The organism is Bacillus sp. CR71, assembly GCF_003429245.1.
GTDB classification, from domain to species: domain Bacteria; phylum Bacillota; class Bacilli; order Bacillales; family Bacillaceae_G; genus Bacillus_A; species Bacillus_A thuringiensis_S.
In genome coordinates this window covers 3,919,138-3,934,578 of record NZ_CP031748.1, presented here as the reverse complement: position 1 = coordinate 3,934,578, position 15,441 = coordinate 3,919,138, and the positions used below count along the sequence as shown (strand labels likewise).

The following is a 15,441-nucleotide window of genomic DNA, read 5'->3' as shown; positions in this document are numbered from 1 at the left end:
TATTCAGTCCTCTCCACTAAAATTTATTAGGATTCCAACTTTCATCTACAGTTTTTAAATCTTTAGGTGTATCGACACTAGCCCAAAAGTCATTGTGTTCATAGACTGCGAGCTCATTGTCTTTTATTAAATTGCGAAGAGGATCTTCTTCTAGAACACAATCATCACTATCACCTAAATAATCGAATATTTCTTTGTTAAATACAAAAAAACCGCCATTAATTACTTCATCAAGTAATGGTTTTTCTTTAAAATCAATAGCAATTCCATTTTCGACCGTCAATAGGCCATATTGACTATTTTTTTTAATTCCAGTTAATGTAGCAATTTTTCCTTTTTCTTTATGGAATGCTATTAGTTGATCAATATCTATATTTGCTAATCCATCGCCATAAGTTAATAAAAAGGTTTCATCCTGTACAAAGGGTTCAAGTTTTTTTAGCCTTGCCCCGGTCATTGTATCAATTCCTGTATTTATAAAGTGTATATTCCAATTTTCTAATTCCTGAAGTAGCGTATATTGATTGGTTTTAAAATTCAAACTAAAGTCATTCTCTTTCCAGCTAAAGTCCATAAAATATTCTTTAATTTTCTCACCTTTATATCCTAGGGGCAAAATGAAATCAGAATGTCCATATTTTCTATACCAATTCATTATATGCAAGAGGAGAGGCTTTCCTTGAACTCGAACTAATGGTTTGGGAATGTCCTCTAAAATTCCTTGCATCCGAAGCCCTTTTCCGCCACACAAAATTATGACTTTCATAAATTTCTTTCCTTCCTCTCTATATATTTTACTAATTTAAACTATGTAGTTTGTTTGATAAATGTATACACGGTTGTACCATAATGACAATCAACTAAAAAATATATGTTAGATTTATAATTCAAATGCTGATTAAACGTGAAGAATACGCACTGTAGTTTATTCTCAATCTTATGTAAATTAGGTTATTCTAAAATCAATGCTTTATTTTATTTAATACTAATGAAAGAAATTACTTGTTTGTAAGATAAAAGAAGGGGAGGGGAATCAAGGGAATTAAAGAAGCTTATAATGAAAAATCTAAGAAGGAAATTAACTATTTAAAGGAAGAGTGAACAAATATTACATTGTAGATTTTACAAATTTAAAAAAGAGCACCGTATAAAGGTGCTCTAGTGATGGAATCAATTTTGTAAAGAACCATTTATTCAATAAAGAAGGACTTATGAGTTATTATATGAACGGTTTATTAATTAAGTGTGTATCAATTAGATGGGAATTTTATTTCTCTACACCTATTTTAATTTACTGGAAAAATCATGTTAAAAGTAAGAAGAAAAGTATTAAGTTAATGTTATTTTATTTAAAATATAATTCCAATCGGAATCATCACCTTCCCATCTATCCTGATAACGTGGGAGTTCAATTGAACAAACCCTCGATATTCCCCAATTTTGTTCAACGATATTAGATATATCCTCCTTAAAATTGACAATAAGAATATTAAAATCTTTATTTGTAATTTCGGATAATACGTTTTTTAATTCAACCGCTTCATCTCGATTTCCCCAAATCCTAATGAATAAAATTGATTCACTACTATTTATTTTTTCAAGGAATCGATTAATTCTAGTGTCTAATTTAGCTTTAAAAGAAGGATAGGTTGATTTCCAATCCTTTTCTGAGTCAATAGGAAAGTCATGCATTGAAAAACAATTATAATAAGTGTCCTTTATACAATAGGTAATTCGTTCTGCCCATTTAGTTTGATTATCAAATTCTGATTCAATAAGACCGTAACTTTCTGAACCTTCTATGACCATATTTTCCAACTTCATAAATTTTTCAAATCGATTTTGAAGTAATCTGTTTACATCTGAAAGTGATGGATAATAAAACCAATCTAAAGGTCCAGAAAATGTTCTTAAATGGTGCCTTTTGATTTGGTTAGTGACTTGACACAATCCTCCTAAACTTACAATTACGCCATAGGATTTTTGTATATCATCTAGGTTCATCCTCATCATCCTTTTTAAAAGTAATTTAAATTATCTATTCAGTATATGATGCAATAACATATTGATGTGGACATATATATCAAAGTACATAGAGCTAAGACATTGGTATAAATTTGAAAAGTCAAAATCCCTAAGTTAAGGGGTTATATCTTTAATGTTATATCATTGAGTTGCTATTGGGATGAAAGTTGGTAGGGATTATACTCTCCAGTAACTTAAATTAGAAACCAGTTCTTGATTACTACAGTAAAATTGTTGTGCCTTTAAAAGAATCCTTAGATAAAAAAGAAAAATCTATTGGTTAGCATTTAACCAGTAGATTTTTCTTTGAGTTATTATCTTTTACATAATAATTATAGAAGATGGAAAATTCCACTTAGAAATAATTTTAAGCAGAAGAATAGACTAGTCTAATTTCTAATGGTTCCAGTATCTTTTATTTTGACGTGTGTCTTTACAGTTATTTTAGCCTCTGCTAACGCTTGCAACCAATTTCCTTTTACTTTTTTCCACTCTTTATATTGAAATGCTCTAGCATATTGGGATAATCCGATTGGATCAATTTTATTCTGCTGTATTTCATATAACATATTTTGTAAATTATTATTAATTTCTTTTTGAATAGCACTTTTTAAATTATTTATATTTTTTTTATTATCATAGTGCCCTTTAATTGAATTCGGATTGGTTTTTTCTATTAAAGCTACATTAGCGTAAATATCGAGATTAAATACAAACTTTCCGTTTTGAAAATTAACAACTACCTTCCTTGTCGCGTTCTGTACGAATATAGAAGTGTTTGTTTTTTTGTTGGACTTTTTAGGAGGAAGCGCAAGGTGTAGTATCATTCGCCCGCTACTTTTTTGCTTATTTATAAGATTGAAAAATTTAACATCTTTTTTAGGGATATGAGTTAAATATTTCCCTTTTCGATTTAAAAATGCAATTCCTACTGTATCGATTTCATTCTTTGTTTTTTTGATAATTGGAACAGTTTGCGTCATTCCTTCTTCATTTTGTTCTCTCATTAATTGTTGAATTGTAGAAGAGACGGATTGGTTATTTTGAATTGACGATTCGATTACACCATTTATATAAGATGAAAGTGATGGTTTACTAGGCTTATGAATTGTAAAAATTTGTTCTGCAGGTCCATCTACAAGTACTACTTTAGCATTAATGGTAGCGTAAGGGTCACGGTAAGAAGAATCAAGCTCCTGCAGCCAATTTGCTTCTTGCGCTAATTTTTTTCCAATTAAAATGATTTCAGCTTTGGAAGCTGTCATAAAGCCCGTTAACTTCGTATCTATCTTACTGAATCCAGTATATACAGTTGATGCTTGTGTCCAATGTTCTATAGTACTTTTTTGCTGTTTATGATGAAAGAGTGGTATGCTTGTTCCAACTTTTATGTCTCCATTAGGGGTTCTATCCAAGCCAATTAACAGGATTAATGAAACCTTCTCAAGAGGAATTCTCTGACTACAACCAATTATATATACACAACAAATTACAATCCATATCCATTTTCGAATCAAAGTTGTTTCCTCCTAGTAATCCAAGTAAAAAGAATACTGTAAGCGAAAAATAAGATTGGTAATAGAATAAAGAAAACGACATTTAAGATATCCATAAGAGAATATATAAACAAATATTGATCCACATCGGGATTTAGGAAAATAAATAGGCCAACTATAAATAACATAAAAGCAAGCAGCGCCCAATTGCGGGCGTTTTTTTGAAGTGAAATGGCCACAGATTCAAAACTGAAAAATAAATACGGATATATCGTAGTGGAAAATACAATTAAATAGTAAGCGATATATATAATTTCTAATCGTTCCATGAAAGAAAAACGAACCCCTTTTAACAGATGAAATACTGGCCAGATTACGTCTTTTATCCCCTCTGGACTAAAGTATATATAAGAAAGAATAGTAACATATAGATAGAAAAACATGGTTCCAGTATTCGCTATTAGTAGTCCTTTTATGGCTTTTTGCTTTTTTTGTAAGAATGGATATATATAATATGCAATTTCTAGGCCAGCATAAGGAGTAATGGTTTCTTTTGTTGCCTTTACAATAGGGTATAATCCTTCTTTAAATATAGGTAGTAGGTGTAAAGGATTGTAGTTAGTCTTTAGTGAAAAAAGAAGAAATAGTGGCATCCAAGTAGTGAAGAAGAAAACAAGCATAGAATAACTAGTAAGAGCCCTTAACCCACTCAGGGTTAAAATAATAAAAGGTAATAGTAATAATATGGTGATTTGATAAGCAGGAGTGGAAGGGAATATCCACACTTTTACAATATCGGTTGCCTTTAATAAAGTATTAAATCCAGCAAAAAATAGATAAAAGGCATATGCAAGAAAAAGAATTGTCCCTATCCATTTACCAAAGTATGTTTTTAAGATTTGTGAGAAATTTTTGTTAGGATTTTTTTGTAACATTAATATAATAAATACCCCGATTATAGAAGTAACTATCCATCCGAGAATGATCGAAATCCAGCCATCTGTGCCAGCATTAGTAGCAAGGGGGCTTGGCATAATTAACATACCAGATGCAAGTTGAAGCGAATGAATGAAAATAATAAATTCGAATAAAGTTACTTTTTGGAACTTAAGATTTCCCATGTTAACCACCTTCTTTTTTCTTTCTTTGTTTCGGCTGTCCTGTACTCGAGCGGGTGGTAATCATCGAAATAGGAAATCTTACAAAAGAATCTTTTAACTCTTGGAGACGAAATGGTGCGATTGGCATTCCATATGGTGAACCATAGGAAGTTAGTGAAACAAAATGAGCAAATAAAAGCATTAATCCACTAACAATACCTACAATCCCATAAAAGTAAGCCAATAACATCATTGGAAAACGGATAAGGCGTATAGAACTTGATAAATCATAATTAGAAACAATAAATGAAGCAATGGCTGTAATAGATACGATAATAACCATAACGTTACTAACAAGACCAGCTTGAACAGCCGCCTGTCCAATTACAATCCCTCCAACGATTCCAATAGTTTGTCCAATTGGTTGTGGTAAGCGAATGCCAGCTTCACGTAGCATTTCTAGTGTAATTTCCATTATAAAAGCTTCCAATAAGGGGGAGAAAGGGACTTTGACTCTTGATGTTGCAATAGAAGTGTATAAGTCTATAGGAATAATTTCAAAGTGAAAAGAGACTATAGCAATATAAAATGCGGGTAAAAAAATAGCTATAATAAATCCTGCAAATCGTAATAAGCGAAAAAATGATGCGATGAGCCAATGAATATTATAGTCATCTGGGGTTTGAAAAAATCCAATCAAATTCATAGGAACAACCATTGCACCAGGTGATCTATCCATTAACACTGCTACTTTCCCATCAAGTATATGATTTGAAATGGCGTCTGGGCGTTCGCTTAAATAAGCCTGTGGAAAAGGAGTCCAATTTTGATCTTTTGTATAATTAGATAGCTCTCCAATACTTAATACCGCATCTGTTTTGATTTTACAGATTCTAGTTTCTATTTCTTGGACTACATCTGCGTTTGCTACATCACCTAAGTAAATTAAATAGACTATAGAAGTGGCTCGTTCTCCAATCGTCAGCTTTTTGATCTTTAACTCTGTAGAAGGAATATATCGACGAATAAGACCTATATTTTTTGTGGCATTTTCAATAAATCCATCATGGGATCCTTTAATAGTAACTTCTGAAATTGGCTCTTGAATCGCCCTTTCTGCCCAGCCTTTTGTGTTTATTAGAAGTGACCGCTTTTCTCCCTCCATAAACAGTACACATTGCCCCTCAAGTAACCCTTCTTTAATTTCATTCCATGTATATACTATTTTGGTATGAGTAGCAATAATATTAGAATTAAATATTTGACTGTCTTCATTTACTTCTTGTAATAATGGTGTAACAACATTGGTTTTTAATGCAACACCATCTGTAAGGCCTTCAAAATAATATAGTAAAATATTCGTGTTTGTTTTTAATTGCAAAGGATGTTCAATTAAATCTGCACTAATATCAAAGATATTATCTAGTGTATTTTTAAGTTGTTTTAAGTTACTTGTTTGAATCTTTTCAATGGTTTTATCTGTCTTAGTTTCTAAGGTCTCTTCATTTAAGGACAAAATTGACACCTCTTTAATATATAACGATTAGTTGTATTTATTATTTTTATATGATTGAATTTTATTCACTAATTTAAACTAATTGGAGATAAGAATTAATAAATTTGATGTGCTATATTATTAATTCAATAATTGAGAGCAAAAAGCAGATGTAATTTGTGTGGAAATTTAAGTATTAAGATAGAATTGAAATTTGAATGATTATAATAAAAAGAACCCTTGATAGGTTCTTTTTTAGTTGGTAAATATGTTGTCAACAATAGATGGCGATAAAGGTAGTAATTTAGATGTCTTTATGTTAATCAGCTAAATTTTGTAGGAAGAATTCATTTTTCATTTATTTGGGTGTTCTAGTGTATTTGAATTTTGCGCACTAACAAATTTTGTTTAGGGACAAAATGCATTTTCTTAATTATCAGAAAAAATAGCGCAACAAAATTCCTATTAATTATTTTGGTAGGTATCAAATATTTCTTTGGCCTTATTTTCTTGATATTACCGTACGTTTATATGTTTCTAAGGGAAAGAAATACTTTCATGTTACCATCTATTGTTTGATTAAGATGGTAACATGAAAGTGAAACGTTTACAACCAGAAAATAAAGAAAAAATATTAAAATGCGACTTTTTTCGACAATTATTCTATGTTTATATTTAATTTTATTATAGGAAAAGGCGGAGGGAAGCGGACCTTTTCCTATAAACTGTTTTGTTGGAATTAGAAATAACTAAAAAAGTAATAATAGCTTAAAATTAAAATGAAATTCAATGATAAAGTTATTATTGAATTTTTGAACCTCAGGTGTCTTGAAAGTATGGTCAAATTTTAATCCACTTTGCATTTCTTCCTTTTGTAACTAGCTTAATATGGCCAAACAGTTGCAAGGAATTTAAAGCCTTACTGATTGTACTCTCTGCAATGTCTGGATAAGTGTTACGAATACTTTCTTTAGTAAAGGGTTGTTTTTGTTTAAGTATAAAATCCTGAATTCTCTCAACTTTAGTATGTTTACATATAGAATCTAGAACTGTGTTATGAAGATCTTTGTAAGCCTCTAATATAATGGTTAAAAACGTTTTTAACCAAAAGCTATTATTATGTTCCTCGCAGTACCAATTCACCGAAGATTTATAAATCGAATTGTAATAATCAGATTCATGTTTCTTAATATATTTATCCAAACATACATATTTTACAAATGTATGTCCACTCTTAATTAACAGCAATTGCATTAACATAAATGCCAACCTGTTATTACCTTGATTGAAAGGGACTATGCAATAAAAATTTAATATAAAACGAGCTATTAATAAAAGTGAATGAAGCCCCTTACTAGTATTTAATGAGTTGTATTGATCACATAATTGCTCCATAAACTGTGGAATAAGTTCATGTGGAAGAATGCGGTAACTATTCAAGTGCATTCCATGTTCTGGAATTCCTGGAATAATAAAAGGTTTTTCACGCCATTTGGCACTGTCAGAGGTAATGTAATGTATTAGTTGAAAATGTAATTCCTGTATAGTTGCTGGATTGATTAATAAAGTACAGGAGTTTTTATGTACAAAAGAAAGTGTTTGATAATAGCAAAAAATAGCATCTTCCGAAATATTTTGAGGTACGATATCATCTAAAATAAGTTCTTTTAATCTTTTATTAGGAACTTTTATATCCTCGTAAATAGTTGTGAAATTTTTTATGTAATGTAGTGGTATAGTTTTTTCTAAGCTATTAAATATGTCCTTGTTTTGTTCCTGATAAGCAGCTAATTTTCCTTTGAATTCGCTAATTTCACTTATTAAATTTATTAACCTCCTTTTCAATTCAATATTTTTATACTTATCATCAAAAAAGTCTCTCATTTTTGTTCCCCCTGTAACCCCTTAACACGTTGTTGCATATATCTTTCCATTCTAAAGGTATTCCACGACATCATTGTAAAATAACGACATTTTCGTTCTGATTTTAAATATATATCAGAATCTATATTTTTATTTAACAATTAAAACATGGAGATTATAAAGAAGAATCGTTAGGATTCAATTTTAATAGGCATAATCCTAACATCAAATGTACAAATGTACAATAAAAAAATAAAAAATATAAAACTATCGACTCTTTTGAAAGATTATTTAAAAGGGTTTTAAGAAATTGTAGGTATAGAGTGCTTTAGTTTAGCAGTAAATATTGAAGTGGTAATAAAGTTTTCATAGGTAATCATAAAGTAGATAAACTATTAATTTGTGACAATTATGTGTCTAATCTATTATATACTTTTATGAGAATTCTAAAATTAAATCCTAAAGAGCTGGATTTTCTATATTTATCATAAAGATCAGAAGAGGTGTGTTGATGAAATGTATCATTTTATATAAAAATATGTAACGTTTAATACTCGTATTGTAAAATATTTTGACATACGTTAATTTAAATATTAGGTACAGGAACATTTAATAAAAACTCAGTACTAAAATACCCTTTAAACGTTTCACCCTAAAATCGTTCTCAAGCACACTGAAGTTCATCCTTTGTTTCTGTGCCTTATTAGCTAAAAATAACATAATAAATTGTTAAAATGTGATAATTAAAAATGGGATTTTAAATCTTTTCTCTTTTCTTAAACGTTAACAATCTCTTGATAATTTGTTTAAAGTAAGGAAATACAGGATAGAAAATAGCTATTAATAAAGAAAATACAGTTAAGCTAGATACCTTAAGCTATTTTATGAGTAATTAAGCGTTAGTTTGAATTAGTAGGGGTATTATATGTGTTTTAACCTCAAGTGTAAATGTTTAAGGTTAAAGGATTTGTGAGTGGTATAAAAGCAAAAAAGTCTGGAAGAAACGGATATAATCGGTTTCTTCCAGACTTTTTTGCTTTTTGTAATATAAAAAATTTATTTTTCCTATATGAGGAATTTTTTTGTTTTAATATTTGAATTTTTTGTGAAATTAAACGGAGTTTTTATTCTTCTTTTAATACATAATGTTACAAAATTGCGTAATTGTATTTACTTTATTTTTATAGGAGATTAAAAATAATAATAAATGCACCAATTTATGAGAGATATTAATATATTAATTGATGATTTGTTCGTTTATCCTTATATTGCTATTATATTAGCGAAAGCAATATATTGGGGGGACAAAAATGAAATTGAAATTAACATCTAAATTGGAAAGATTAAGAACAAGTAAAAAGGGGATTGGTGCTTGTGTTTTGGCTGCAGGCATGACGGCAATCACAATGGCTCCTCAAAGTGCGTATGCACATGGGTTTGTTGAAAAGCCGAGTAGTCGTGCTGCTTTATGTAGTCAGAATTATGGGGTATTAAATTTAAATTGTGGAAATGTAATGTACGAACCTCAAAGTCTAGAAGCACCTAAAGGATTTCCAGATAGTGGACCGATTGATGGGAAAATCGCTTCGGCAGGAGGGTTGTTTGGAGGTATTCTTGACCAACAAACATCAAATCGTTGGTTCAAAAACACAATTAAAGGTGGAGTAAATACATTTACATGGAAATATACAGCAGCACATTCTACAAGTAAATGGCATTATTACATTACAAAAAAGGGATGGGATCCTAACAAACCATTAACACGTGCTGAATTAGAACCAATCGGAACTGTGAAACATGACGGTTCGGCTGCATCAAATAATTTAACACATACAATTAATGTACCAACTGATCGTAATGGTTATCATGTTATTTTAGCTGTATGGGATGTAGCAGATACGTCAAATGCTTTTTATAATGTAGTTGATGTAAATTTAGTAAATAATGAAACTCCTGATACAGTAGCTCCAAGTCAACCAACTGAATTAAATGCCTCTAAAGTTTCTGCCAATAGTGTTGAAATAACATGGAAGGCTTCCACTGATAATATAGGTGTAAAAGAATATCAAGTGTTACGTAATGGAGAAGTAATTGATACGGTACCAGGTACAACTTTTATTGATAAAAAATTAAAAGCAGATACGGAATATACTTATACAATAAAGGCATTAGACTCTGCTGGAAACATATCAAAAGAAAGTGAAAAACTGAAGGTTAAGACAACACATACAATCCCCGATATGGAGGCTCCAACTCAACCAAAAGGATTACATAGTATGGGTACAACATCGACAACTGTTGATTTAATGTGGAGTCCGTCAGAAGATAATGTAGGTGTTGACCATTATATTGTATATAGAGAAAGCGCTGGGGTTATGAATAAAATTGGAACAGCGGCTAATACATCCTTTATGGATAAAGATTTGAAGGCTAATACATCGTATAATTATGTAGTGACGGCGGTTGATTTAGCTGGAAATGAATCTAGTAGAAGTGATGTTTTGAATGTAACAACAAAGTCAGAGAATTCCGCATATGAAAAATGGGATGCAAGAAAAGCATATACTAAAGGTGATAGAGTAGTACATGAGGGGAAAGTGTACGAAGCGGTTCAAAATCATCAAGGAAATGGCGACTCAAATTGGATTTTTGCTTTATCGCTTTGGAAGCCAGTTTTGAATAAATGATAAGCTGAAAAAGATAGTTTACAATTTTGGATTGCTCTTTAAAAATTAAGGGCTGTTCCAAATATAATTATCTAATGGATTAAATGATATGTTAATAAAGTGAAACTGTAATCAGTGGAGGTTTTGTTCATCCCCCACTGATTATCAGCCCTCACCAATCGGGCTTTTACGGGCGCCCGTTAACGCGGGATAAAATTTAATCGCTATCCTAATGTTTACGAAATGAAATTAAAAAAAGAATCCCAATGGAATTCCATTGGGATTCTTTTTTTCTAATTTGTAATAGCGTAAATTTTCACTGTGAATTTGCTAGTGGCACCAATTGGACTTGCAATATAATATTTAGTATTTGTGTAAGCTTCAGTCTTAGATTCATGTGAAATATTTTTCCAACGAGTGGAATCTATTCCCAGGGAAACATCAATCATTACATTGAAAGAAATAGTAGAAGGATAATCTTTTTCTGAAGGCTCAATAACCCATTTTAATTCTTTTGTACCTACAGGTAAACTATCAATTTTAAAGTTTTGGCTGGATCGATTTTGTTGCCCTGATAAAGGACTAGATTCAGATGCTATTTGCGAAATTAATATTTCTTTTTCATTTGAATGTATACCATTTAATTTAATGATACTATCAATTAAACCTGGACCAGGAAAATCAGCTGCGATGATACCAGAATGTTTAATTGCGCCTTGTTGTAAGAGTTCGGTCCCAAGTATATTCATCCCCCCATAGTATACTTGTCCGTTTCTATCGCGAGGGAAATCACTCCACGCATTAGTGGAATTCGTTTGAATCAATTTAGGACTACTGTCAGTATTTCTGCCTTCTTTTCCGCTTGCAACAAACCAAGGATATACATTATTTAAAAATGCGGCTGCGCCCCCCGTACCACTAAAATGGTTGAGGTAAATTTTTCCATTATTAAAGTTAGTATTTGTATTTTGTAGATGGTTTTTTATCGCAATCCATTTTGTGTATATTTCGTTTGGTCCGCTTCCAATTTCAAATTTATCTTGTATATTCAAACCTTCGTAATCAATTCCGTACAATTGAGTGGATGTAAAGTTTTGTAAGATTACAATTTTCCCGCGGGTATCTCCTAAAGTAGGATTATTTCTATCTGAAGTTTGTACGGAATTAGGATCCCAAAAATATGAAGCATTAACGTTTTTGTATTTTAAAAATATCTCCTCAAATGATAGAGATCCATTTTCAGGAGTAGTTTCTTCTTTTAAGCGCATTAATATTGTTTCTGTTGGATGAGCTTTTAAAAATTGAATGGTCTCTTTCAATACATCTTCAAACACAGCTTTTTGATTTACAACACCATGATACATTGCAAAAGAATCTTTTACACGTTTAACACGCATATCTACATATCGAATTCCGGAATTTAATTGTTGGGATAAACTCATAGTTTGATTTCTTGTCAAATTTTCATCAATAAAACTTGCTCCATGTAAAGCCATTGTACCGTGAGTCCCTGGAATAGATATTTCACTTATTTTTGTTGAATCTTCTATTTTCGCCATCCACGATGGATTTTGATACCCTATATTGGATTCATAGGAGTAACCTGGATGACTATTAGCTAAAATAGTAGATGGTGTACTTAAACTTGCTAGTGTAATACAAGTAAGGATACTAATTTTAAAGAAATTTCTCATTTTTATTTTGTTCATTTTTTCTCTCCTGACCTTTAAACAATTGTTAGATGATTTTTTACTATATTTATTGTTTTTCATTCTTAAGATAATAAATTTTTGTATTTGAAAATAATTAACAATAGGGGGAGTAAGTTATTTGAGACTTTAATAATTTGTTATTATAAATTGTCTCTAATAGCCAAATGGATTATTGAAAAATCGAAGTATAGCCTCCCAAAAAAACAACTGTTTATTGCATTGAATACAAACAAAACAGAAGTCCTAAAAAAGACTTCCATTTTGTGACATATAATGAATAATAAGGTGGTAAAAAAATCAAGATAATGTGATTGAGTGGTAAAAATTTATTAATAGCTGTTTTAGAATCTCTTATAACAAGGCTGATTACAAAAAGCGGATCTCTACACTGCTAATAAAAATTGAAAAATTCTACTCATTAAAACTTAGACTAACTACAGTTGCAATTGATTGGGCTGCATGTTCCCAGCTTCCATCTATAACTTTACCAATTTGCTGACCAAGTGTATTTAAATCATTTGGATTAACTGGAATTCCATTATACGCAGCAAGAATTGATAAAAGTGGAGCGGCAAATGGTGTCCAACCACCTCTATCAATATTAAATACAGGTTTATCTAGTACCTTTCCATCTTGTACTGTAAACTCATAATAAAATTGATCATCTGGACGAAAACTTAAATGATGAGAAATTTGCCCCTTAACATATTTTTTTCCTGCACCTAGGTTTACTACTTCTATTTCTTTTACATTAAATTCATGTTCAAATACTTTAATTTTTTTGACTTCTGGACCATTTAGGGCAGCTTGAACGGCTGTTTCCAAATTATTTTGTGCCAAAGGTTGAATACTCGATTGTGCCTCTTTGTGTTGAATAGGAGCCTCTTTTTCTGCAGCAAACACCGAGGTAGTAGGTAGTGCACCTGTAGCTAACGTAGCGGCAAGTGCTGTTGTCATAATGATTTTTCTTTTCATCTTCATAGTTTTTCTTCCTCTCTTAAAGTTATGATATATAATCTTTTAAAGACTGACACGGTGCAATTTTTTTCATAATGCACGTAAAAAATTAGTTTAAGAATTATGTGAAATCTTGTCAGAAAATTAAAGTTAATTATATATGTATTTAAGATGATATCTATCTACACATATTTTTTCAATTTTTAGATAAATGAAATAGTAATGACTTCTTAAGAATTAATTTAGCACCTTGTTTATCTAGAAAAGTCCTATAAACACATTTAATTCATAGTAAAAGTAATATATTTGATATTAAATGTCTTGCATAATGCGATAAAAGTTCACAATTTTTTTATCATTATATACAGAAAAAGGTAACGAAACTTAAGCGATATGTAATACTTGTCATAGTTGTGAATTATGTAAATCTATTTAGTGTAACAGCTAAGATGTTAGATCTTGTTTTTCTTAAAAACATTACTTATTCGGATTCATGAAAAGGATTTTAATGGATTAGTTTGATTTGATATAAAAAGAGGACGCATTTTTATTTGCGTCCTCTTTTTATGATAATTTATTTTACAAGTTAAGAAGAATCTTTGATCATCTAAATAAATTCTATCACCCTATTAGGAGATGCTAGTAGAACAATATGGACTTTTATTTAGTTCATTTTCTAACAGTTCGTTTAATTCAATACTATAGGCAAGCATAGTACTTAGTTCAGAACCTTCTTCTATTGTTTTATTGATAATACTCTTTCTTGGTACTATTCTAAGTATTTTTCAGCTAGGTAAGAGGGGTATGTTGAAATAGGAGGGCCCATCTTAAAGTAGGATAAATTGGTCTTTGAAATCGGTATACAGTTCTTTAATAAATATAGTTTTTGCAATACATCTTTATCTATGGGATGAAGCATATAATCTGTCATGATGAAATAATTGTGATGGTAGATAAATACTTTTCCTTCTGGTAAAACCGCGTGACGAGATAAATTTGGATAAATAGGTGGTCCATCTGAAAATTGATTTAAACTACGTTGTGAAACTTTAATAATTTCTTGAACTGAAAATTTAAATTTGCGAAATGCAATGGTGTCAATAAATGGACGTTTTTGATTATTTTCTATATAAAATAACTCTCCTTTTTCACTTTGCACAACCCGTAGATTTGGAATTGACTCTGTAAGGGTTATGGGGGGCCCTTCTGTATATTTGTAGATAAATGGATCGGGAATTAAGACAATTTCATTTTGATTATATTTGAAGTAAGAAAGCATATCTTTCGAAATAAGCCTGCGTTTAAAGTTATCAATTAAAAATACTTTACCTTGTGAATTACTAAATAAAATACCATTTAAATCTTTTGAAGGGAGGTTAGCATATAGGTTTTGGAAAGAGAATGGTGTTTTAAAAGTAATATCGAGCACTTTGTTAATGGGATAAAAAGGTTGAAATGTATTTAGGCGTTTCCAAAACATTGCATCTCCAGCAAACCAATATAAAGGATTTGTATCCCAATATCCACAGTACTTTTCATAGACTTTTAATAATATTCTTCTAGTATGCATAATTGAACAATGATCTACAACATTAGCAGCTGTATATAAAATTTCCGAAGCTTCTCTCACAAATTCATTTGTAGGTTGTAGGTTATAATCAACATATTTTACGTATTGGGAAGAGTAGACTACATCAATTTCAGGATGTTTTTCTAAGAAAGACAACATTTCAGCTAATCTGTTTGGAAGGTATATAGTATCATCTGTTAAATAGCAAATATAATCCCCACAAGTTAATGGTAGTGCCTCATTGATAAGTGTTGCATATCTTGTAGTTTTATATCGTTCATCATCTTGTATAAAACTATTCGTATAAGTAATTCGAGGATCCTCTAGATAATTTTTTATGACATTTATAGTTTCTGGACAGGAGTTATCATCCATAATAAAAAGTTCCCATTCTTTATAAGTTTGCATTAGAACACTTTCAATAACTTGATTAATTAATGATGGCTTATTATAACTAGTAAGGATAATTGATATTTGGGGTTGCAAAGTCTTCACCTCTATTGAGAATATTGAATGTGTTTTTCTAGTGAAATCTAATAATTAAAGCTTTATCGACA

10 protein-coding genes are annotated in these 15,441 nt (G+C 30.5%); 1 reads left to right on the top strand and 9 read right to left on the bottom strand.

The window, feature by feature from the left end; translation table 11 throughout:
- Positions 1-16 precede the first annotated feature (16 nt).
- The 6 genes from DOS87_RS19715 to DOS87_RS19690 form a co-directional block, all read right to left on the bottom strand.
- On the bottom strand, positions 17-766 hold the full coding sequence (locus tag DOS87_RS19715) for a sugar phosphate nucleotidyltransferase (protein WP_000864426.1): 750 nt from the start codon (positions 764-766) through the stop codon (positions 17-19).
- A 563-nt stretch (positions 767-1,329) separates the two neighbouring features.
- Positions 1,330-2,004: a papain-like cysteine peptidase gene (locus DOS87_RS19710; protein WP_001046794.1), complete on the bottom strand. Its 675-nt coding sequence runs from the start codon at positions 2,002-2,004 to the stop codon at positions 1,330-1,332.
- A gap of 410 nt (positions 2,005-2,414) precedes the next feature.
- Positions 2,415-3,542, bottom strand: coding sequence for a Ger(x)C family spore germination protein (locus DOS87_RS19705; RefSeq protein WP_074789815.1), 1,128 nt, complete (start codon positions 3,540-3,542; stop codon positions 2,415-2,417).
- Complete coding sequence (locus DOS87_RS19700; RefSeq protein ID WP_000527367.1) at positions 3,539-4,642, bottom strand: GerAB/ArcD/ProY family transporter; 1,104 nt, start codon at positions 4,640-4,642, stop codon at positions 3,539-3,541. Before DOS87_RS19700 ends, DOS87_RS19705 begins: the two co-directional genes overlap by 4 nt.
- Position 4,643: 1 nt before the next feature.
- Entirely contained in the window at positions 4,644-6,137 is a 1,494-nt protein-coding gene (locus tag DOS87_RS19695; protein ID WP_000055704.1) for a spore germination protein, read from the bottom strand.
- An 819-nt stretch (positions 6,138-6,956) separates the two neighbouring features.
- Complete coding sequence (locus DOS87_RS19690) at positions 6,957-8,000, bottom strand: Fic family protein (protein ID WP_001204206.1); 1,044 nt, start codon at positions 7,998-8,000, stop codon at positions 6,957-6,959.
- Between the two features lie 1,289 nt (positions 8,001-9,289).
- Between DOS87_RS19690 and DOS87_RS19685 the strand changes: the two genes are divergently transcribed.
- Positions 9,290-10,666 (top strand): lytic polysaccharide monooxygenase, encoded by a 1,377-nt coding sequence (locus DOS87_RS19685; protein WP_000769024.1) that lies wholly within the window; start codon positions 9,290-9,292, stop codon positions 10,664-10,666.
- Positions 10,667-10,938: 272 nt separating this feature from the next.
- On the opposite strand, the gene DOS87_RS19680 is transcribed toward DOS87_RS19685, so the two are convergent.
- From DOS87_RS19680 to DOS87_RS19670, 3 genes are all read right to left on the bottom strand, one after another.
- Positions 10,939-12,354 carry a phosphatidylinositol-specific phospholipase C gene (locus DOS87_RS19680; protein WP_016098781.1) on the bottom strand — a complete coding sequence of 472 codons (1,416 nt, stop codon included), beginning with the start codon at positions 12,352-12,354 and terminating at the stop codon, positions 10,939-10,941.
- Between the two features lie 414 nt (positions 12,355-12,768).
- Entirely contained in the window at positions 12,769-13,338 is a 570-nt protein-coding gene (locus DOS87_RS19675) for a hypothetical protein (RefSeq protein WP_000782791.1), read from the bottom strand.
- 745 nt (positions 13,339-14,083) lie between these two features.
- Positions 14,084-15,370 (bottom strand): glycosyltransferase family 2 protein, encoded by a 1,287-nt coding sequence (locus tag DOS87_RS19670; RefSeq protein ID WP_098578617.1) that lies wholly within the window; start codon positions 15,368-15,370, stop codon positions 14,084-14,086.
- Positions 15,371-15,441: the final 71 nt, after the last annotated feature.